Consider the following 18,981-nt stretch of genomic DNA (forward strand, 5'->3'; position numbering starts at 1 on the left):
ACGGATGGCATGGATCTCTTGCTGCTCTTTCCGCCGCTCACGGAGGCGACGCTCTTTCCGTATCTGAGTCTTCCCTATCTCGCCGGTCACGTCCGCCGGTCCGGCTACAGCGCCCACCAGGTCGACCTGGGCATCGAATTGGTCCATCGACTTCTGGACGGCCCGGCGCTCACGCGGCAGGCCCAGGCCCTGGACGAGGCGCGGGACCTGCCCACCTGGTACCGCGCGGCGGTGGCCGACGCCTCCCTGCACCATCTCGACGAGATGCGCGACTTCGTCCTGACGAAGACCCCGGCGCCCCGCCTCGGTCCCGTGCGCGCGGTGCGACTGGCCCGGCACGCCACCCAACTGACGCTGCGCGAATCGGCGTTGTCGCAGGTGTGGGACGGCTTCGACGAACTCGACCAGGGCGTCCTTCGGCTGTCGGCGGCACAGGTCGAAAGCCTCGACTTCGCGACCCGGAGTCTCCACGGTCTGCTGACGGAGGCCCTCGACGAGTCCGCGCCGCGCGCGGTCGGCATATCCATCGCCTTCTTCAGCCAGTTGGCGCCGGCGCTGTTGATCGCGCGGTGGATCCGGCTGCGCCACCCGGGCACGCCCATCTGCCTCGGCGGACAGCAGGTCATGCTGCGCCACGACGACCTGGCCGCGATGGCCTCGGTGCGCGGAGCGGTGGACGCGCTCTGCGTCACGGCGGGCGAAGAGCCCTTGGAGCGCTGGCTGGCCCATCTCGCCGGAAAGGCGCCGTGCTCCGACGTGCCGGGGATGCGATGGCTGACCCCCGAAGGCGCGACAGGCCCCGGCCGTCCGCCCACGCTCCACTTCAAGGACACGGGCGCGCCCGACTACGACGGCTTGAAGGTGCACTCCTATCTCAACGACACCGTCGTCCTGTCCATGGTGTCCTGCGTGGGCTGCTACTGGGGACGCTGCGTCTTCTGTTCCTACGGCAACCGGTCCCTCGGACGAGGGGCCTACCAGCAGGGCTCCCCGAGGCAACTCGCGGACACGGTGCGGCGGATCGTGGAGAGCACCGGAATCGACTTCGTCACCGTCGTCGACGAGAACACCAACCTGCGACTGCTTGCCCGGACCATGCGACTGGTGCGCGAGAGCGGTCTTCGGGTCCGTTTCAACACGCGCAACCGGCTGGAGCCGATCCTGCTCGATCCGGCCTTCTGCCAGGAGCTGGCCGAACTCGGCTGCGAGGGAATGGCCGTCGGCTACGAGGGCGTCACCCAGCGACTGCTCGACAGACTGGACAAGGGTGTCCGGGCCGCGGACTTCCAGGCCATCCTCGACAACCTCGCCGCTGCGGACATCCGGGTCAACCTCTCGGTCATGGGCGGCCTGCTGGACGAGACCGAAGAGGAGTCCGAGCAGTCACTCCGCTTCCTCGAACGCAACCGCGAGAAGTTCGCCATCGACGCGTTCGAACTCATGGTGGTCGAGCCGGAGACCCGCCTCGTGGCCGACCCGCGGTCCTTCGGCGTGGTCCTCGACAGCTCCGACGCGTTCGCCGACAACCGCGAACTAAACTACTTGGGCGGCAGGGTGGGCAGGCGGCACACCACCGTCGGCGCACCCGATCGCCCCGACATGCTGCGGCGGCTGAAGCACGGCATGCGCCGCGTCTCCGCGGCCGCCGCCGGACCCGCCGACACCGCGGCGCGGCCCTCGGTGCAGCAGGGTGCGCTGCGCCCGCATCCGTGGATCCGGTGCGCTCCGGCACGGCTGGCCCGCAACGGCCCCGGCGGCGGGTCCTTCCTGTTGGCCGATCCGGTACAGGAGCAGGTGTACTCACTGCCGAAGAACCATGTGACCCGAAGCGCCGCGTCCGGTGGGCCCTTGATCGCGACCAGTGCGCGGGGCCGGTCCCTGCTCGGCAAGCTCGCCGCCGCGGATGTCGGCGCCCTGTGCGCCGCACCGCCACCGGCACACCGTCCGTCACGCTGAAGGAGTCACACGGTGCACATCACCCTGGTCAATATGCCCTGGGCCTCGATTGACTTCCCTTCCCTGGCCCTGGGAATCCTCAAGCAACGCGTCGCGGACGCATTCCCGGACAGCCGCGTCGACGTCGTGAACGCCAATCTGGACTACCTCGACTGGATCACCGAGCGGGCAGGGCTCACGCGCGAGGAGTACAACTTCTGCTGGGACTCCTACTTCACCGGCTACAGCGAGTGGATCTTCTCCTCCGCCCTGTACGACGATCCGCACTGGCGCAACGAGGAGTTCGCGGACCTCGTGGCGGACGCGGTGCCGGGGGACATGCTCAACAAGGGGCGCCAGCTGCACGCGCTCGCCCCCGAGTACATCGCCTCGCTGGTCGGCCGCATTCTCGCCGACCGCCCCGACGTCGTCGGTCTGTCGACGACCTTCGCGCAGAACAGCGCCGTGCTCGCCGCGGCCAGGCTCATCAAGAAGCTCGCGCCCGAAGTGCGCGTGGTGCTGGGCGGCGGGAACTGTGACGGCCCCCAGGGCGCCGCGCTCCACCGCGGCTTCCCGTTCATCGACTACGTCAACCGCGGTGAGGGCGAGGTGGCGTTCACGCGGCTCCTCACCTGTCTCCGCGACGGGTCGAACCCCGCGGACATCCCGGGACTCTGCTGGCGCGACGCGGACGGCACGTCGCACGCCAACGCGATGAGCGCGGCCCCGCTGCCGGCGTCCGCCCTGGTCACCCCGGACTACACGGACTACTTCGAGCAGCACGCGGCCTCCCGGGCCGGGGCCATGGCCGAGCCGCATCTGGTGGTGGAGAGCTCACGCGGCTGCTGGTGGGGACAGAAGCATCACTGCACCTTCTGCGGACTCAACGGTTCGTTCATGGAATTCCGCAGCAAGAGCCCGGACCGTTTCGTCGACGAACTGCTCGCCATGACGGAGCGCTACCAGGTCCTCAACGTCGCCGTGGCCGACAACATCCTCGACATGACGTATCTGCGCTCGGTGGTGCCGAGGCTCGCGGAGGCCGAATGCGACCTGCGCATCAGTTATGAGATCAAGTCCAACATGCGCCGCGAACAGCTCGCCTCCCTCGTGGCCGCCGGCATCCACTACGTTCAGCCCGGCATCGAAAGCCTCAACGGGCGGGTCCTGAAGCTGATGGACAAAGGCGTGACGGGCTGTCAGAACGTCCGCATGATGCGGGACGCGGAGTCGGTGAGCCTCGGCGTCGTGTGGAACTACCTCTTCGGCTTTCCGGGCGAGACCGAAGAGGACTACGACACGGTGATCGACCAGTTCCCGGCCATCCACCATCTCGCTCCGCCGAACGGCGTCACCCGCATCGCCATCGAGCGCTTCAGCCCCTACTTCAACCGCCCGGAACTCGGATTCGGCGACCTGCGGCCCGCCGCCCACTACGCGGTGATCTACGACCTCCCGGAATCCGAACTGCGGGACATGGCCTACGTCTTCGACGCCGCGCACCAAGGCATCTCCGCCGTGCACGCGGAGCGCCTTGAGAAGGCCATCGAGACCTGGCGTCACGAGTTCCCCCAAGGGCGGCTGACCCAGTGCGACCTGACCGACTCCATCGTCCTCACCAACACCCGGCCCGGCTTCGCCTGGCGGACCCTGAGCATCGACGAACCCTGGGAAGTGGCCGCCTTCCGGCTGCTGGACCAGCCGTGCACGAGCGACGTACTGGTGAAGAAGCTCCGGGCGGGCCGTCACGACATCGCCGCCGAGGACGTGTCGGCCCTGCTCGACCGCTGGCGCACGCTGGGGCTGCTCTTCGAGGACGGCGGCCAGACCGTGCACGTCGTACCGCACGCCGCCAACCAGGACCTCATGCGCTGGGTGACCGGCGACGGCAGCCCCGCCCTGGTGCCCGCACTGCTCCGCGGCCCGGCGGACCGCATCCCGGAGATGAGCACGGCCACGGCGCTCCGGTGCTGGCGCGAACGCGACGAAGAGACGCGGGAAAGGAAGGGCATATACCTGGGGGAGACCCCGTACGAGGACGCCGCCGTGCGGACCGTCGCGGACCTGGTCGCGCGCGGCACCCGGCATGTCGCCCTCCCCGAGCCGGTGGTCCTCGGCCACGGCGACGCCGAAAGCGACCGCCGGGCGGTCCGTGGGCTGACCCACGTGAGGGAGGCGACCGGACACGGGCTCTCCGTCGACTGGGACCTGGACCTCGGCGCCGAGATCGGACGATGGCGGCTGTTCAGCCACCTGTATCCCCCGCGTTCGGTGGCAGGACCCGACGGCGACGCCGTCCTCGACCAGTGGCGCACCACGTTCCACATGAACAAGTGCGGCTACCGGCGTGGCCAGGGCTTCGTCGAAGTCACCGATCTGCGCCACGGCACACAACGGCGCGTCCTCATGCGCAAAGTGCACAAGGGGAAGCTGGCGGCACTCCTGGACGGTGCCCCGGTCGCGGATTTCCGGCAACAAGAAATAGAAGCGTTCGTCAAGTCCGGCCTCGTGCACCGGGTCGGCTCCCTGCTGTGGTGGTTGCCCTCCCGGATCTCCCGCTGGCCGGTGGTGGGGTGAGGGAAGAGAACAACGGCCGCGCACCGGAACTCTGTACGGCCGGAACTCCGCACGGAAAGGAACCGACGTCCATGCCCGACGGCGAAGCCGCCTCGCCGCTGCGTTCCCTCAACGCGGCCGAATGGGACCGCACGTACGTGTCCACGAACCCCGGATGGGACGAGGAGCCGCCACCGGTGCTCGGCGAACTCCTCGCCGAGCACGCGCCGCCCCCGGCCCGCGTCCTGGACGTCGGATGCGGCCTCGGCACCACCGCGCGCTGGCTCGCCGACCGCTCCTACACCGTGACGGCCTGCGACTTCTCGGCCCAGGCGATCAAAGAGGCCCGGCGCCGCACACCGGACGGTTCGACCGTGCGGTACGAGGTGCTCGACGTCACCGGACACGCGCCCCCGGACCCGTACCCGGTGGTCCTCGACCGCGGTGTCCTGCACACCTGCCCCACGCGGCGTGAGCGCCGGACGTTCGCCGCGGCGATGGCCCGCATGTGCCGGCCCGGCGGACTGTGGGTCCATGTCGGGGCCGCCGCGCTCAGCGAAGAGGACGCCCTGGACCAGACCAGCGGACCGTCCTGGACCACCGAGGAGACGTTTCTCGACGCGGTGGCCGCGTGGTTCACCGTGCTCGACCACCGGATCGCCGACTTCGGCCGACGGGCAGGTGTGACGGACTGGCCGGCCCGGTACGCCGTGCTCCGGAGACGAGAGGACCGAGCAGGCGACGTCACCGCTGGTCGCCCGCGCTGACCAGGCCGGTCTCGTAGGCGGTGACCACGGCCTGGACGCGGTCGCGGAGTTGGAGCTTGGCGAGGACACGGGTGACGTGGGTCTTGACGGTGGTCTCGGCGAGGTGGAGGCGGGCGGCGAGCTCGGCGTTGCTCAGGCCCTGCGCGAGGAGGCGCAGTACGTCGAGTTCGCGTGGGGTCAGGGTCGCCAGGTCGCGGTGGACGGTCGCGGCTTCCGGGTCGCGGCGGGCGTGGCGCTCGACGAGGCGGCGGGTGATGGCCGGGGCGAGCAGGGCGTCGCCGGTGCGGACCAGACGGACGGCGGCGGTGAGGTGTTCCGGGGTGACGTCCTTGAGGAGGAAGCCGCTGGCTCCTGCGGACAGGGCCCCGTACACGAGGTGGTCGAGGTCGAAGGTGGTCAGGATGATCACCCGGGGTTCGCCGGGAGCACCCGTGAGGATGCGGCGGGTGGCCTCCAGACCGTCGAGGTCCGGCATCCGGATGTCCATGAGGACGACGTCGGGGCGGGTGCGGCGGACGGCCTCGACGGCCTGGTTGCCGTCGGCGGCCTCGGCGACCACGTCGATGCCGTCGGCGGTGAGGATCATGCGGAAGCCGGTGCGGACCAGGGCCTGGTCGTCGGCGACGACGACGCGGAGCGGGGTGGTCATGAACTCTCCGTACGGTCCAGGGGGATGAGGGCTTCGACGCGGTAGCCGCCGTCGGGGCGCGGGCCGGTGTGCAGGGTGCCACCGTAGACGGAGAGGCGTTCGCGCAGGCCGATCAGGCCGTGGCCGTTCCCGGCCGACGCGGTGGGGTCGGGGGCGCCGCCGGTGTCGGTGATCTCGATCCGCAGGGTGTCGGGTGTGTGGTCGACGGTCACGGTCGCGGTGGCGCCCGAGGCGTGCTTGACGGTGTTGGTGAGCGCTTCCTGAACGATCCGGTAGGCGGTGAGGCCCATCCCGGACGGGACGGCGGCGGCGCGTCCGCTGGTGGTGAGGGTGACGTCGAGCCCGGTGTCCCGTACGCCCCCGACCAGTTGGGGGATGCGGTCCAGGCCGGGCTGCGGCGCGAGGTCCGCGGTGGTGGCCGGGTCGGGGCCTTCGGCGTTCATGGTCAGCAGGCCCATGGCGTGCCGCAGTTCGGCCATGGCGGCCCGGCCGCCGGCCTCGACGGCGAGCAGCGCCTCGCGGGCCTGGTCGGGGGAGACGTCCATGACCTTGCGGGCGGCACCGGCCTGGATGGTCATCATGCTGACGTTGTGGGTGACCACGTCGTGGAGTTCCGCGGCGATGCGGGCGCGTTCGCGTTCGGCCGCGCGGCGCAGCTCGGCGGCCCGTTCGCGTTCGAGGGCGGTGAGCCGGTCGCGGCTGGTGTCGGCGCGCAGCCGCCAGGAGCGCAGCCCGTTGGCCGCGAACACCAGCGGGATGAGGACCCACAGCGCCACGTACTTGTCCGGGATGACGGGCAGTTCGGTGTTCCCCGTGTTGCTGAACACCGTGATGGCCACCGCCAGGCTCGTCAGGGTGGCGGCCCGGTAGGGGCTGTACGCGGCGGCGCTGTACGCGGCGATGATCCCCTGGTAGATGGCGAGCCGGGACGGCGCGTCCTGGGCGAAGAGGCCGGCGGTGGCGGTCACCGTCCAGAGCACGGCCAGGGGGTAGCGGCGGCGCAGTACGAGCGCGGCGGATGTGACGAGCGCGATGGCGACCCAGCCGAGCCAGCGAGGGGAGCCGGTGGGAGCGACCACCCGGCCCACGCCGTCGACGACCTCGACGACGCGGGTGCCGCCCGAGGCCTCCGCCGCGTACACGGCCATGGTCACGGCGACACCGGTCGCGAGCACGGCGTCGAAGAGCAGGCTCTGACGGCCGGGGCGGGGGAGCGGGCCCGTGGGACGCCTGAGCGTCGCCGACAGACGCCGCCACAGATCCGACGGGCCGGTGGGCACCCCCGACGGACCGGCCAGGCGCTCCAACTGGCCGGACAGCAGGACTCGTAGGCGTGAGCGGCTCGACACCGGTATGTGCGTCACCCGGCCCATTGTCATCGAAGGGGAATCGGCCTCGCGTCCTCCCCTCCGCTCACCCGACGTACGCCCCTCGACTACTTCTCAGGGATGACACGGCGCGCCATGGCCCTGGAGCAGTACGGGAATGGGTTCCGGCGGCCGAGGTGCCCGGGGCGGGGGCGCGCCTAGCGTCGGGCAGGCCGGTCGCGGAGGTTCTGGGCCAAGGCCTGGGGCCTCGCCAGCGAGAGCACCCGCGCCGGAGCCGATCGACTTCAGGGAGTACGTACATGACGACGCCGTTGATCGAGGTGCGCGGTGTGAGCCGCCGATACGACGAGGGGCCCCCGGCGCTGCACGACGCGTCGCTGACCGTGGCGGCGGGTGAGAGCGTCGCGCTCCTCGGTGCGTCGGGAAGCGGCAAGTCCACGCTCCTGAACCTGCTCGCGGGCCTCGACCGGCCGGACGGCGGCACGGTCACGGTGGACGGAACGCGGGTGGACCGGCTCGGCGAGGCCGCCGCGGCGCGCTACCGGCGTGCCAAGGTCGGGATGGTCTTCCAGTTCTTCCACCTCCTCGACGATCTGACGGTCCTCGACAACGTGCTGCTCCCGGCGCAGTTGGCCGGTGCGCTGCCGCGCGCCGAGGCCCGGCGGCGCGCCGCCGGACTCCTGGAGCGGCTCGGGATCGACCGGCACTCCCACGCCTACCCGGGCCGGCTCTCCGGCGGCGAGCGGCAGCGCGTCGCGGTGGCCCGCGCCCTGATGAACCGGCCGCCCCTGCTGCTCGCCGACGAACCGACGGGGGCACTGGACAGCGCGTCGGGTGAGGACGTGGGCCGGCTGCTCACCGAGCTCAACAAGGACGGTCAGACGGTGGTCCTGGTGACGCACGACCTCGCGCTGGCACAGGCGTGTGCCACCCGGACCGTACGGATCACGGACGGCCGGACCGCCGAGCGGAGCCGGCCGGAGCCGGTCCGATGAGGACGCGTCCGAAGCCCGCGCAGCAGGCGGGCACGGAGAAGCAGGGAGGCACGGAGAGGCAGGCGGGTACGGAGAGGCAGGCAGGCACGGAGAATCGGGCAGGCACGCGGCGGAACTCGCGTCCGGGCGGCGCGCTCGGCCGTGTGGTGAGGTCGGGCGCGGGCCGTCGTCGTGCGCAGACGCTGGTGATCGCGCTGGCCACCATGATGGCGGTGGCCGCGGCCATCCTGGGCGGATCCCTCCTGGTGGCCTCAGGAGCCCCCTTCACCGATGCGTTCGCCCGGCAGCACGGCGCCCATCTGTCCGCACAGTTCGACGCGGACGTCACCACGAGGACGTCGCTCGCGCGGACCACGCATGCCGCCGGTGTCGAGGCGTCGTCCGGCCCGTTCCGTACGGTGTCCGCCACCCCGAGGACCGACGAGGGCCAGGAGCTGTCGCCGCTGGCGGTCGTCGGCCGGGGCGACCCCGACGGGAAGGTCGACGAACTCACCCTGACCGCGGGACGCTGGGCCGAGCGGCCCGGTGAGATCGTGCTGGCCTCGGACGGCGGTCTCTTCCCCGAGCTCGGCCGGAAGCTCACCTTCGCCGGTCCGCCCGGCAGCCCGGCCTTCGAGGTCGTCGGCGCGGCCCGGTCGGCGACCCGCACCGCCGACGCCTGGGTGCTGCCCGCCCAGGTGACCGCGCTGACGGCCCAGGACGCGAAGGCCGGCTTCCAGATGCTGTACCGCTTCACCGCCGCGGACACCGCCGCGCAGGTGGCCGCGGGCCGCGACGCGGTGGCCGCGCGGCTGCCCGACGGCGCGGTGACCGGTGCACAGTCCTGGCTGACCGTACGGAAGAACGCCGAGCGTGACATCGCGCTGTTCGTGCCGTTCCTCGTCGCGTTCGGGGTGCTCGGCCTGGTGATGTCGGTGCTGATCGTCGGTCATGTGGTGACCGGCGCGGTCGGGGTCGGCCGGCGGCGCATCGGCATCCTCAAGGCGGTCGGCTTCACTCCCGGGCAGGTCGTGCGGGCCTACGTCGGGCAGGCGCTGATCCCGGCGGCGATCGGCACCGTACTCGGCGTCGTGGCCGGTCACTTGCTGGTGGTTCCGGTCCTGTCGGAGGCCGCCGAGGCGTACGGCACGACTCCCACGGGCATCGCGCCTCGGGTGGACGTGACGGTGATCGCCGGGACGCTCGCCACGGTCACCGCGACCGCGTGGGCCGGTGCCTGGCGGGCCGGGCGGCTGCGCACCGTCGACGCCCTGGCCCTTGGGCGCGGACCCGCCTCGGCGCGCGGTCGGTGGGCGGCTCGCCTCGCCGCGCGGGCCCGCCTGCCCAGGCCGGTCGGCCTGGGGCTTGCCCGGCCCTTCGCCCGGCCCGCCCGCGCGGCCGCGATGGCGGCCGCCGTCGTGTTCGGCACGGCCGCTGTCACCTTCGCGGTCGGTCTGGGGGCGTCGCTCGGCGAGGTGACCAAGGCCCGCGCACACGATGTCGCGGACGTGACCATCGACCCGCACGCCCCGCCCGCCGGTCTCCCCGCGGGGCCCGATCCCGAGGCGGAGGCCGCGGCCCGCGCGGCGGCGGACGCCCTCGCGAAGGCCGACCCGGCGGCCCTCGGCACGGCGATCGAGAAACAGGCGGGCACCCGAGCGCACTACGGTCGGTCGACCGGCCAGGTGACCCTCACCGGAGTCAGCGGCTCCACCGACGTCATCGCCTTCGACGGCGACGCCTCCTGGGGCGGCTACGCGGTGGTCACCGGCCGCTGGATCGGGGCGCCCGGCGAGGCCGTGGTGCCGACCGCGTTCCTGACCACCACCGGCGCCGACGTCGGGGACGCCGTGACCCTCGATCACCAGGGGCGGCAGGTCACCGTCCGCATCGTCGGCACCGTCCTGGACACCCGCAACGACGGCATGGAGGTCTTCACCGACCTCGCCACGTTCACCGCGGCCGGCATCGAACTGACGCCCACCAGCCACTCCATCGCCCTGCGGCCCGGCACCGACCGGGCCGGCTACCTCGACGCGCTGAACGCCGCTCTCCAACCGCTGCACCTCACCGCCGATGTGCCGCGTCCCGGGAACGGCGGCGACCAGGTCGTCGCCCTCAACTCCCTGACCGCGCTGCTCACCGTGCTGCTCGTCGCCGTCGCCGCCCTGGGCGTCCTCAACGGAGTGCTGCTCGACACGCGCGAACGCGCCCGCGAAACGGGCATCCACAAGGCCCTCGGCATGACCCCACGCCAGGCGGTCGTCGCGATCGTCACCTCGGTCGTGCTCGTCGGTCTTGCAGGCGGCGCCCTGGGAGTGCCGCTCGGCATGGCCCTGCACCACGTGATCGTGCCGGCCATGGGCGACAGCGCGGGGATCGGCCTGCCCGCCTCGGTCATGAACGTCTACACCCCGGCCGGTCTTTCGCTGTTCGTCCTCGGCGGCCTGCTCATCGCCGTCCTCGGCGCGCTCCTGCCCGCCGCCAGGACGGCACGGACACGGACGGCCACGGCTCTGCGTACGGAGTAAGGGGACAGGGGTGGGCCCGGACGATGGAATGCGCCGGGCGTCCCGTCTATCTCAGGGTGCAGGAAGGGGTCCTTCTGCGGGGCGATGCGGTCTCCGCTCCGGTCGGGAAGGCTGCTGCGCAGGACCAGTGAGAAGAGGAAGGGCCGCATGGAAGCGACCAAGACGCCCGACTGGAACGTCGTGGGAATCCTGGGGGCCGCGCGCGGCGCGCGGTCGGGCGCCGGGGGTCCCCTCGGCAGCGAGCACCTGCTGGCCGGCATCACCACGGCCAAGGGGGCGGCCCGCGAGGCACTCGCGGCGGAGGGGGCGACCAAGGTCGCACTGCTGGCGGTGCTGCGGGACCGGATGGACCGGGACGACGCGTGGAGCACCGACGACGGCGCAGGGGCGACCGTCACCGAGAAGGATGTCCTGGGAGAGGAAGGCGAAGAGCGCACCCGCTACACCGGCGCCGCGGCACGGGCGTTGAACACCGCGATGGAACAGGCGCGGCGAGAAGACACCGGAAAGTTCGGCGCCGAGCATCTGCTGCGGGGACTGCTGGCGGAGGACAACCGCGCTGTGGAGGTGCTGGGTACGTGCGGCATCTCGCCGCAGGCCGTACTCGCCCGCCTCGACGGCGGCACCGGAAGCCAGGACGACAGCCTCGACCCCCTGCTGCACGCCACCCGTGACGTCCTCCTCGGCCCCAGCCACTACCGCCGGGCGCCCTTCTGGATGCGGTGGCTGCTCAAGCTCAGCGGCGTCAACTGGGCGGCCAGGCCCGCCTGGTGGGTGAGGATGGAGACCTACGAGCAGGCGCGCCGCCTCGGCAGCGACGCGGTGGGCACCGAGCACGTGCTGCTCGCGGTCCTGGCCACCCACGAGGTCGCGCTCCGGTATCCGCACCTGGCGCAGGAGAGCGCCCCCGGCCTCGGCTCCCGGTACGCGGGCGGCGAGCGCCTGGCCCGCCTGGGCCTCGACTACGCCTCGGTCCACGGCGCCCTGACCACCGGTGACCGTCTACACCTCACGTCCGACGCCCGTCCCGTCGAGCAGTACGTCGACGGGACGAAGGGCCAAAACCCGCCGGGTACGCGGGAGTCCGGCTCGGACTCCCGCACCGACGGTGAACCGTCAGCCGATCCGGGCACCGGCCCCCTGGTCGAGGCTCTCCTGGCGGAGGAGACACGCGCCCGCCAAGTGGTCGAAGCGCTGACCGCCTCCCGGAGTCATTGACCGCGTCGCGGCGTCAGCCTGCCGCCTGCCTGATCAGCGCCGCGACTTCGGCGGGTTTGGACACGTAGACGGCGTGGCTGGCGTCGGTCTCGACGACGGTCGCACCGGCCCGTCCGGCCATGATGCGCTGGGCGGGCGGCGGGATCATGCGGTCGCCGGTGGTGACCATGTAGTGGCTCGGCCTGTTCTGCCAGGCGGGCCGACTCACCGCTCCCTCCAACGCCCCAATGCCCCAGGGGACTTGGGAGTCGGCGAGGAACCGGGCCTGTTCGGGCGGCAGGTCGGCGGCGAAGGACGCGGCGAACTTGTCCCGGTCGAGGTGGAGGAGTCCGCCCTGGGGAGGCAGGATGGGCGGGACGGGGGCGCCCGGCGGCGGGTCGGCGAGCAGTGATTTCACGGACTCGCCCTTGTCGGGCACGAACGCGGCGATGTAGACGAGGGCCGTCACGTTGTCGTGCAGTCCCGCCTCGGTGACGACGGCGCCTCCATACGAATGCCCGACCAGCACCGTGGGCCCGTCGAGCGTGTCCAGGACCAGGTGGGTGGCGGCGACATCGCCGTCGAGGGAGAGCGTGGGGTTCTGCACGATCCGCACCTCGTATCCGTCGGCACGCAGCAGGTCGTACACCCCCTTCCACCCCGACCCGTCGACGAACCCGCCGTGGACGAGGACGACGTTGCGTGCGGTGGGACGCTCCTGGGATGTATTGCTCACCGTGCACCAACTCCCTTGAGTGGAGCGGCAGTCGTCTTCGGTCGGCTGCCGGGTGGGCTGACACCTACAGGATGCGGCAAGGTGCCCGGAGTTCGCTGCCGGGTGGGCGATGTGGGTCAGGGCGAAGGGTGGTCGGGGCGGCTCCGGGAAGGGCTTCGACGGCGCGGCATCCCGCGTACGGCAGCGGCTACGCCAGATCCAGCAACTGCTCGTAGAAGCCGCCGAATCCGCGGCGCTCGTCGACGAAGTGCAGTTCCAGGATCCAGTGGCAGGCCCGGCCCGCGCGGTCGGTGCGGCGCAGAGGGTTGTCGTTGTCCGGGGTGATGTAGGACTCGGACTTCGCCCCGTCGTTGGTCTCGTGCGGGAACTCTCCCACGAGGTGGCCGGCATGCCAGATGCCGATCCGCCAGCCCGCCTCGGCGGCGAGCCGCTCGACCTCGGCGTGCAACTGCTTGCCCGTGATGTGCGGATCGGCGGCGAACGCCGCCCGTCCCGCGTCGAAGACGCGCGGCAGATCCGCGAGGAGTCGGTGCTTGTCCGGGTCGTCCCCGAAGACGTACGTGCGGCCGAAGTCCGCCTCGTACTCCTCGAAGATCGGGCCGAAGTCGGCGAAGGCGATGTCGTCCTCGCCGATGATCCGGTCCGGCGGGTTGTCCCGGTAAGGGACCAGCGTGTTGGGGCCGGATCGGATGATCCGCTTGTGCCAGTGCTTGGTCGTGCCGAACATCTCGTTCGCCAGGTCCCGGATGCGGTCGCTCACCTCCCGCTCTCCACAGCCGGGTGCGACCAGGCCGCGCGCCTCCACCTCGGCGAAGAGCGCGATCGCCTTCTCCTGCGCCGCCACCAGACCCGCGATCCGCCGGGCCTCCTCCGCCTCTGCCCCCGCCGAACGGTTGGTCACGCCGAGCCCCTCTCCCCTTGACAGCCGACGACGCGCACAAGGGTGACCCTTGCGGCATGTGCAAGGGTAACGGCGTGGTCGATGCGCATCTGACGGCCAACAGGCCGTCTTTGCCTGGCATTCATCGACTCCCTCCCGACCGTTGGAGGTTCTGGCGGCTCCCACTACTCGGTGATACCGTATAGTGGTACTCGGTACTACGCAGTACCGATCGTGCCGAGGAGGACTCGCGATGGACGACCTGACGGAGATGCTGAAGGGCACGCTCGAAGGGTGCGTGCTCGAAATCATCGGCAGCGAGGAGACCTACGGGTACGCCATCACCCGTCGGCTGAACGAACTCGGCTTCGCCGACGTCGTCGAGGGGACGGTGTACACCATCCTGCTGCGGCTGGAGCGGAACGGACTCGTCCAGGTGACGAAGCGACCGTCCGGGGTCGGCCCGCCGCGCAAGTTCTACGCGCTCAACGACGCCGGACGCGAGGAACTCGCGAAGTTCTGGACGAAATGGCAGTACGTCTCATCACGCATCGACAGCCTCAAGGAGGGCGGGAGATGAACTTCTGGGAGACCATCACGGGCAGTGATCTCACCCGGGAATGGAAGGCGTTCGAGGTCCGGGCCGCGGCCCTGCCGGACGAATACCGGGCGGCGTGGGAACAGATCAAGGGCCATCTCTTTCCCCACGGGGATTTCACCGGCCGCAACCTGATGCCGATCCTCGACGCCGCCCTTGCGCTGCTCGAAGAGACGGCGGCGGACGGACAGAGCGTCCACGAGGTGCTCGGCGACGACATCCAGGGCTTCTGCGCGGCGCTGGCCGGCGGGGAAGGGGCCCGGACGTATCGCGACCGGTGGCGCGAGCAGTTGAACAGGAACGTCGCCAGGAAATTGAGCCGGCTGGGAGGCTGACGTGGGCATCCAGGACATCATCGAGGGCAAGAAGCAGTGGCGGGCCCACATGGCTCGGGTCAAGGCGCTCCCGCCGGACTACCAGATCGTCTACAAGGAGATGCAGAAGTACCTGTTCAAGGTCGGACCGATCGACCTGCCCGACGGGCCCCTGCTCCCCGGGATCGTCGATTTCTTCGAGGAGGGCGCCGCCGCGGGCAAGGGGGTCCTGGAACTCATCGGTACGGACGTCGCCGCGTTCTGCGACGACCTGGTCAAGGACTCGCGCACCTACGCGGACGTCTACCAGGAATCCCTCGGCGGGGAATCCGGCGCCGCCGAGAAGTAACGCCCGTCGCCGCCGGCGCGGTCCATTGAGGTGGTCGAGCCGAACAGGGCATCTGCCCCAGCCCTGTCGGCTCCCGCACTCTCTGTGTCTTCATTCTCCAGTTTCCAGCCTTCAGCCTTCAGTCTTCGGAAGGAAGTCGTCATGCCCTTATCTGTCATGCCCATGCCCAAAAGCGGTGAGCGTCGCCCGGCGCCGACCGCGGTCTCCGCCGTCGGGCTGCGCAAGTCGTACGGCGAGAAGCTCGTCCTCGACGGCATCGATCTGCGCATCCCGGCCGGGTCCGTGTTCGCGCTGCTCGGCCCGAACGGCGCCGGCAAGACCACCGCGGTCAAGATCCTCTCCACGCTCGTCACCGCCGACGCCGGTGAGTTGCACGTCGGCGGCCACGACGTCGCCGCCGACCCGCAGGCGGTACGGGCCGCGATCGGCGTCACCGGGCAGTTCTCCGCCGTCGACGGTTTGATCACCGGCGAGGAGAACATGTTCCTGATGGCCGACCTGCACCACCTGTCCAAGCGGGAAGGGCGGCGGGTCACCGCCGAGCTCCTGGAGCGGTTCGACCTCACGGACGCCGCGCACAAGCCCGCCTCCACCTACTCCGGCGGCATGAAGCGCCGCCTCGACCTCGCGATGACACTGGTCGGCGACCCGCGGATCATCTTCCTCGACGAGCCCACGACAGGCCTCGACCCGCGCTCCCGCCACAACATGTGGGGCATCATCCGCGGCCTCGTATCCGACGGCGTGACCGTCTTCCTCACCACCCAGTACCTGGAGGAGGCCGACGAACTCGCCGACCGGATCGCGGTGTTGAACGACGGCAGGATCGCCGCCGAGGGCACCGCCGAGGAACTCAAGCGCCTCGTCCCCGGCGGACACGTCCGGCTCCGCTTCACCGACCCGGCCGCCTACCAGTCCGCGGCTGACGCCCTGCGCGAGGTCGCCCGGGACGACGAGGCGCTCTCGCTGTCCGTCCCCAGTGACGGCAGCCAGCGCGAACTGCGTTCCCTCCTCGACCGGCTCGACTCCGTCGGCGTGGAGGCGGACGAGCTGACCGTCCACACCCCCGACCTCGACGACGTGTTCTTCGCCCTGACCGGTCCCGCCGGCCTCCCCGACCAGCCCGAGGAGAACGCCCGATGAGCTCCCTCGCCCTCGCTGTACGCGACTCGAACACGATGCTGCGCCGCAACCTGCTGCACGCGTGGCGCTACCCGTCGGCGACCCTGAACCTGCTGCTCACGCCGATCATGATGCTGCTGCTCTTCGTCTACATCTTCGGTGACGTGATGAGCGCGGGCATCGGCGGCGGCGACGCCGACCGCTCCGACTACATCGCGTACATCGTCCCCGGCCTGCTCCTGATGACCATCGGCAGCACCGTGATCGGGGCCGCGGTGTACACCTCCATGGACATGTCCGAGGGGCTCATCGCCCGCTTCCGCACCATGGCGGTCTACCGTCCTTCGGTACTGATCGGGCACGTCGTCGGCAGCGTGCTGCAGTGCGTCATGAGCGTGGTCCTCGTCGGCGCCGTCGGCGCGGCCATCGGATTCCGCTCCACGGACGCGACCGTCCTGGAGTGGCTGGCGGCATTCGGGCTCATCGTGCTCTTCGCCCTGGCGCTGACCTGGATCGCGGTCGGCATGGGCCTGGCCAGTCCGAACCCCGAGGCGGCCAGCAACATGGCGATGCCGCTGATCCTGCTCCCGCTCATCTCCAGCGCCTTCATCCCGGCCGACACCATGCCCGGCTGGTTCCGGCCGATCGCCGAGTACCAGCCCTTCACCCCCGCGATCGAGACCCTCCGCGGCCTGCTCCTCGGCACCGGGATCGGCCACAACGGCTGGATCGCGATCGCCTGGTGCGTCGGTCTGGCCGCGCTCGGCTACCGCTGGTCGACGGCGCAGTTCAACCGCGACCCGAAGTAGGGGCGACGACTACTCCGTCTCCTCGTAGTCCTCGTGGCCCTCGTAGTCCTCGGTGATGAGCGCGAGGTGGAGGGCCGCGGTGCTGTCGCCGTCCTTGAGGGCATCGCGGTGCAGGGCCATCGCCTCGGCATGACGGCCGCTGTCGAGAAGGGCGTGGGAGAGGAACATCCTGGCCTGGAGGTCACCGGCTTTCCAGAGGAGCCGGTAGAGCCGCTCGGCCTCGTCGAGGCGGGCGTCGGCCTCCAGGAGCCGAGCGAGTTGCAGGGCCGGCGTCGTACTGCCCTGGGCAAGTGTCGTCAGAAGGATGGACGTGTGCGTCTGGTGGGAAATGCCGGCGTGCCGTTCGAAGGCCGCGAGACACCCGGACGCATGGTCCTCGTCGGCCATGAGCGACGTCACCAGATCGCGGATCTCGGTCAGACTGCCGTCGATGTCGTCCGCGTCGCTCTGGCCCCTGGTCTCGCCGGGGAGGAGCCAGGCCTCATGGGGGCGTCCCGTCTTCATCAGCAACTGGGCCAGTTGACGACCGGCCCGCACACTGCCCAAGTGGTAGGCGCCGCGGTAGATCGCCTCCGCGCCGGTCATTCTTGAGGCTTCTTCGAGCAGGACGCCGATGGCGGTGGCGATGTCCGGTGCGTCGTCGAAGCAGGCCCGGCGCGCGAGCGACTCGACCTCGTCGAACCTGCCCTCCTGCGCGGCGAGGTGGGCCAGGTCCAGGGCCGCTTCCACATGGCCGTCGTCCAGAGCCTCCCGGTGGAGAGGCTCGACTTCCTCGGACCGGTCGGTGTCCTGGAGAAGGTGGGCCAGATGAAGGGAGGCCTGCGTATCGCCGACCGACCGGAGGTGACGGTAGAGCTCCTCGGCCTCTCCTTGGTGTCCGTCGGCCTCCAGAAGCCGGGCGAACTGCAGGGCCGGCGACGTGTCGCCCGCCGCCGTTGTCGCCAGAAGCCGCTCGCGATGCGCCTCGGGAGTGATGCCCGACAGGAGCACGAACTCCGAGACGAGCCCGGTGCCGGTGCCCTCCCTGTGCAGGAACGCGGACAACCAGGCGAGGAGGTGACGTCGGTTGTTCTCGATTGTCCGAGACAAATCCGATGCTGTCTTGACATCACCGTGGAAGGCGGCCCGCGCGACCTGTTCGGCGGCCTCCTCCAGGACCGCCTCGCCGCGGTCGAGCAGGTTGCGCATGCTGCGCAAGGTGGCGTCCGCGTCGACCATGAAGCCGCCGGGCCCGGCCGTCGGTCCGCTCACGGCCAACGCGGTGGAGAGAACGGCTTCCTGCGTGGTGCCGGACTCGGAAGGATCGGGGGCCGGCTGTTGCAACTCGTTGATCGTGTCGCTCATCTGACGGATCAGCCGCAGCGCGCGGTCCGCGACCTGCCGGGCGATCCTGCTGTCCTGCTGCGCGCGGGGGAGGAGGGTCTGGGCCTGGCTCTCATGCCTCTTCGCCGCGACCAGCCGACTCTGCGCGGCCCTCAGCTGTTCAGCGGTGCCCGACGTCAGGAGGTTGCCGAGTTGGTCGCATTCCCTCTGCCATGCGTCGACGGCCTGCTGGGACCGGTCGACCATGACCATCAGCAGCATGATGACCGCCTGGGCCTGCCGGCGGACGTTCTGCGAGTCGTGGAAGGCTTGGCGGAGCCGGTCGAGTTGTTCCTGCTTCTCGATCAGTTTCCGCTGCGTCACCACGAGTTCGCGCAGGCCGCTCTCCGTCCCTGCAGGGCCCGGGTGTTGCGCGATGTTCCAGTGATCGCGTGCCTCGATCAGTCGCTCGGCGCGCTGATCGCTCGGCGCCTCGCAGAGATCCACCACGGCCTCGGCGAACTCGAGGCCGAGCTCGGTCTCCAGGTCGATTCCCTTGAGGAGCGCGTACACCTTGGCCCGGCCGGGGATCTTGCCCGACGAGAAGTGGTCCGGCGTCAGCTTCGCGATCAGATCGACGACGGCCAGCTCCGCCTTGTCGATCCACTTGCGCAAGAGCAACGCCAAGTTGTTGATCTCTTGGGAGGCTCCCCGGACCTCCGCCCAGGGCCGGCCTGCCCGTCGCCGTTCGTCGTCTGCCGATCCGGTCACCGGCTCCCTCCCCGTTTGTGCTGAAACTACCGTGCGTTGGCGCGGGGTTGTACCGAACAACCTTCGAGCGAGATGCCCGGCCAGGCGGCCGAGGGAGACAGTTGGCAGGCCAACACGGTGACGGGTTGGTTCAGTTGGGCCCGCCGACTGGCGTCGCATGCAC

The 18,981-nt window shown here is 70.7% G+C and carries 16 protein-coding genes; 11 read left to right on the forward strand and 5 right to left on the reverse strand.

Features of this window, described 5'->3' with window-relative positions; translation table 11 throughout:
* The first annotated feature begins 9 nt into the window (after window positions 1–9).
* From AB0L89_RS06750 to AB0L89_RS06760, 3 genes are all read left to right on the forward strand, one after another.
* Window positions 10–1,956, forward strand: a complete 1,947-nt coding sequence (locus AB0L89_RS06750) for a radical SAM protein (protein ID WP_365135388.1) — start codon at window positions 10–12, stop codon at window positions 1,954–1,956.
* A 12-nt stretch (window positions 1,957–1,968) separates the two neighbouring features.
* Window positions 1,969–4,512, forward strand: coding sequence for a RiPP maturation radical SAM C-methyltransferase (locus AB0L89_RS06755; protein ID WP_365135391.1), 2,544 nt, complete (start codon window positions 1,969–1,971; stop codon window positions 4,510–4,512).
* Between the two features lie 71 nt (window positions 4,513–4,583).
* Window positions 4,584–5,258, forward strand: a complete 675-nt coding sequence (locus tag AB0L89_RS06760) for a class I SAM-dependent methyltransferase (RefSeq protein ID WP_365135394.1) — start codon at window positions 4,584–4,586, stop codon at window positions 5,256–5,258.
* On the opposite strand, the gene AB0L89_RS06765 is transcribed toward AB0L89_RS06760, so the two are convergent.
* On the reverse strand, window positions 5,236–5,907 hold the full coding sequence (locus AB0L89_RS06765; protein WP_365135397.1) for a response regulator transcription factor: 672 nt from the start codon (window positions 5,905–5,907) through the stop codon (window positions 5,236–5,238). The two genes, AB0L89_RS06760 and AB0L89_RS06765, sit on opposite strands and share 23 nt — an antisense overlap.
* On the reverse strand, window positions 5,904–7,271 hold the full coding sequence (locus AB0L89_RS06770) for a histidine kinase (RefSeq protein ID WP_365135400.1): 1,368 nt from the start codon (window positions 7,269–7,271) through the stop codon (window positions 5,904–5,906). The genes AB0L89_RS06765 and AB0L89_RS06770 overlap by 4 nt, the downstream gene beginning before the upstream one ends.
* A 263-nt stretch (window positions 7,272–7,534) precedes the next feature.
* Between AB0L89_RS06770 and AB0L89_RS06775 the strand changes: the two genes are divergently transcribed.
* The 3 genes from AB0L89_RS06775 (at window position 7,535) to AB0L89_RS06785 (ending at window position 11,958) form a co-directional block, all read left to right on the forward strand.
* Window positions 7,535–8,230: an ABC transporter ATP-binding protein gene (locus AB0L89_RS06775; RefSeq protein WP_365135403.1), complete on the forward strand. Its 696-nt coding sequence runs from the start codon at window positions 7,535–7,537 to the stop codon at window positions 8,228–8,230.
* Window positions 8,231–8,433: 203 nt separating this feature from the next.
* Window positions 8,434–10,740 carry an FtsX-like permease family protein gene (locus AB0L89_RS06780; protein ID WP_365135623.1) on the forward strand — a complete coding sequence of 769 codons (2,307 nt, stop codon included), beginning with the start codon at window positions 8,434–8,436 and terminating at the stop codon, window positions 10,738–10,740.
* A gap of 147 nt (window positions 10,741–10,887) precedes the next feature.
* On the forward strand, window positions 10,888–11,958 hold the full coding sequence (locus AB0L89_RS06785; protein WP_365135406.1) for a Clp protease N-terminal domain-containing protein: 1,071 nt from the start codon (window positions 10,888–10,890) through the stop codon (window positions 11,956–11,958).
* A gap of 13 nt (window positions 11,959–11,971) precedes the next feature.
* Here AB0L89_RS06785 and AB0L89_RS06790 read toward each other — a convergent pair whose 3' ends face one another.
* Window positions 11,972–12,673, reverse strand: coding sequence for an alpha/beta hydrolase (locus AB0L89_RS06790; protein ID WP_365135408.1), 702 nt, complete (start codon window positions 12,671–12,673; stop codon window positions 11,972–11,974).
* Between the two features lie 187 nt (window positions 12,674–12,860).
* On the reverse strand, window positions 12,861–13,574 hold the full coding sequence (locus tag AB0L89_RS06795; RefSeq protein WP_365135411.1) for a M24 family metallopeptidase: 714 nt from the start codon (window positions 13,572–13,574) through the stop codon (window positions 12,861–12,863).
* Between the two features lie 232 nt (window positions 13,575–13,806).
* On the opposite strand from AB0L89_RS06795, the gene AB0L89_RS06800 reads away from it, so the two are divergent.
* The 5 genes from AB0L89_RS06800 to AB0L89_RS06820 all read left to right on the forward strand — a co-directional run bounded on the left by AB0L89_RS06800 (window position 13,807) and on the right by AB0L89_RS06820 (window position 16,745).
* Entirely contained in the window at window positions 13,807–14,133 is a 327-nt protein-coding gene (locus AB0L89_RS06800; RefSeq protein ID WP_365135414.1) for a PadR family transcriptional regulator, read from the forward strand.
* Window positions 14,130–14,486, forward strand: a complete 357-nt coding sequence (locus tag AB0L89_RS06805; RefSeq protein WP_365135417.1) for a DUF1048 domain-containing protein — start codon at window positions 14,130–14,132, stop codon at window positions 14,484–14,486. The genes AB0L89_RS06800 and AB0L89_RS06805 overlap by 4 nt, the downstream gene beginning before the upstream one ends.
* A gap of 1 nt (window position 14,487) precedes the next feature.
* Window positions 14,488–14,814: a DUF1048 domain-containing protein gene (locus AB0L89_RS06810; protein ID WP_365135420.1), complete on the forward strand. Its 327-nt coding sequence runs from the start codon at window positions 14,488–14,490 to the stop codon at window positions 14,812–14,814.
* Window positions 14,815–14,955: 141 nt separating this feature from the next.
* Window positions 14,956–15,957: an ATP-binding cassette domain-containing protein gene (locus AB0L89_RS06815; RefSeq protein ID WP_365135423.1), complete on the forward strand. Its 1,002-nt coding sequence runs from the start codon at window positions 14,956–14,958 to the stop codon at window positions 15,955–15,957.
* Complete coding sequence (locus tag AB0L89_RS06820) at window positions 15,954–16,745, forward strand: ABC transporter permease (RefSeq protein WP_365135426.1); 792 nt, start codon at window positions 15,954–15,956, stop codon at window positions 16,743–16,745. The genes AB0L89_RS06815 and AB0L89_RS06820 overlap by 4 nt, the downstream gene beginning before the upstream one ends.
* Window positions 16,746–16,754: 9 nt before the next feature.
* Here AB0L89_RS06820 and AB0L89_RS06825 read toward each other — a convergent pair whose 3' ends face one another.
* Window positions 16,755–18,878: a hypothetical protein gene (locus AB0L89_RS06825; RefSeq protein WP_365135429.1), complete on the reverse strand. Its 2,124-nt coding sequence runs from the start codon at window positions 18,876–18,878 to the stop codon at window positions 16,755–16,757.
* Window positions 18,879–18,981 lie beyond the last annotated feature (103 nt).

It is taken from the genome of Streptomyces sp. NPDC052114, assembly GCF_040680155.1.
Taxonomy (GTDB): domain Bacteria; phylum Actinomycetota; class Actinomycetes; order Streptomycetales; family Streptomycetaceae; genus Streptomyces.

Excerpts from the sequence above, each read along its gene's own strand:
- AB0L89_RS06765 (WP_365135397.1), bottom strand. The coding sequence starts at position 5,907 with ATGACCACCCCGCTCCGCGTCGTCGTCGCCGACGACCAGGCCCTGGTC.
- AB0L89_RS06760 (WP_365135394.1), top strand. The coding sequence starts at position 4,584 with ATGCCCGACGGCGAAGCCGCCTCGCCGCTGCGTTCCCTCAACGCGGCC.
- AB0L89_RS06750 (WP_365135388.1), top strand. The coding sequence starts at position 10 with ATGGATCTCTTGCTGCTCTTTCCGCCGCTCACGGAGGCGACGCTCTTT.
- AB0L89_RS06780 (WP_365135623.1), top strand. The coding sequence starts at position 8,434 with ATGATGGCGGTGGCCGCGGCCATCCTGGGCGGATCCCTCCTGGTGGCC.
- AB0L89_RS06785 (WP_365135406.1), top strand. The coding sequence starts at position 10,888 with ATGGAAGCGACCAAGACGCCCGACTGGAACGTCGTGGGAATCCTGGGG.
- AB0L89_RS06805 (WP_365135417.1), top strand. The coding sequence starts at position 14,130 with ATGAACTTCTGGGAGACCATCACGGGCAGTGATCTCACCCGGGAATGG.
- AB0L89_RS06800 (WP_365135414.1), top strand. The coding sequence starts at position 13,807 with ATGGACGACCTGACGGAGATGCTGAAGGGCACGCTCGAAGGGTGCGTG.
- AB0L89_RS06815 (WP_365135423.1), top strand. The coding sequence starts at position 14,956 with ATGCCCTTATCTGTCATGCCCATGCCCAAAAGCGGTGAGCGTCGCCCG.
- AB0L89_RS06775 (WP_365135403.1), top strand. The coding sequence starts at position 7,535 with ATGACGACGCCGTTGATCGAGGTGCGCGGTGTGAGCCGCCGATACGAC.
- AB0L89_RS06820 (WP_365135426.1), top strand. The coding sequence starts at position 15,954 with ATGAGCTCCCTCGCCCTCGCTGTACGCGACTCGAACACGATGCTGCGC.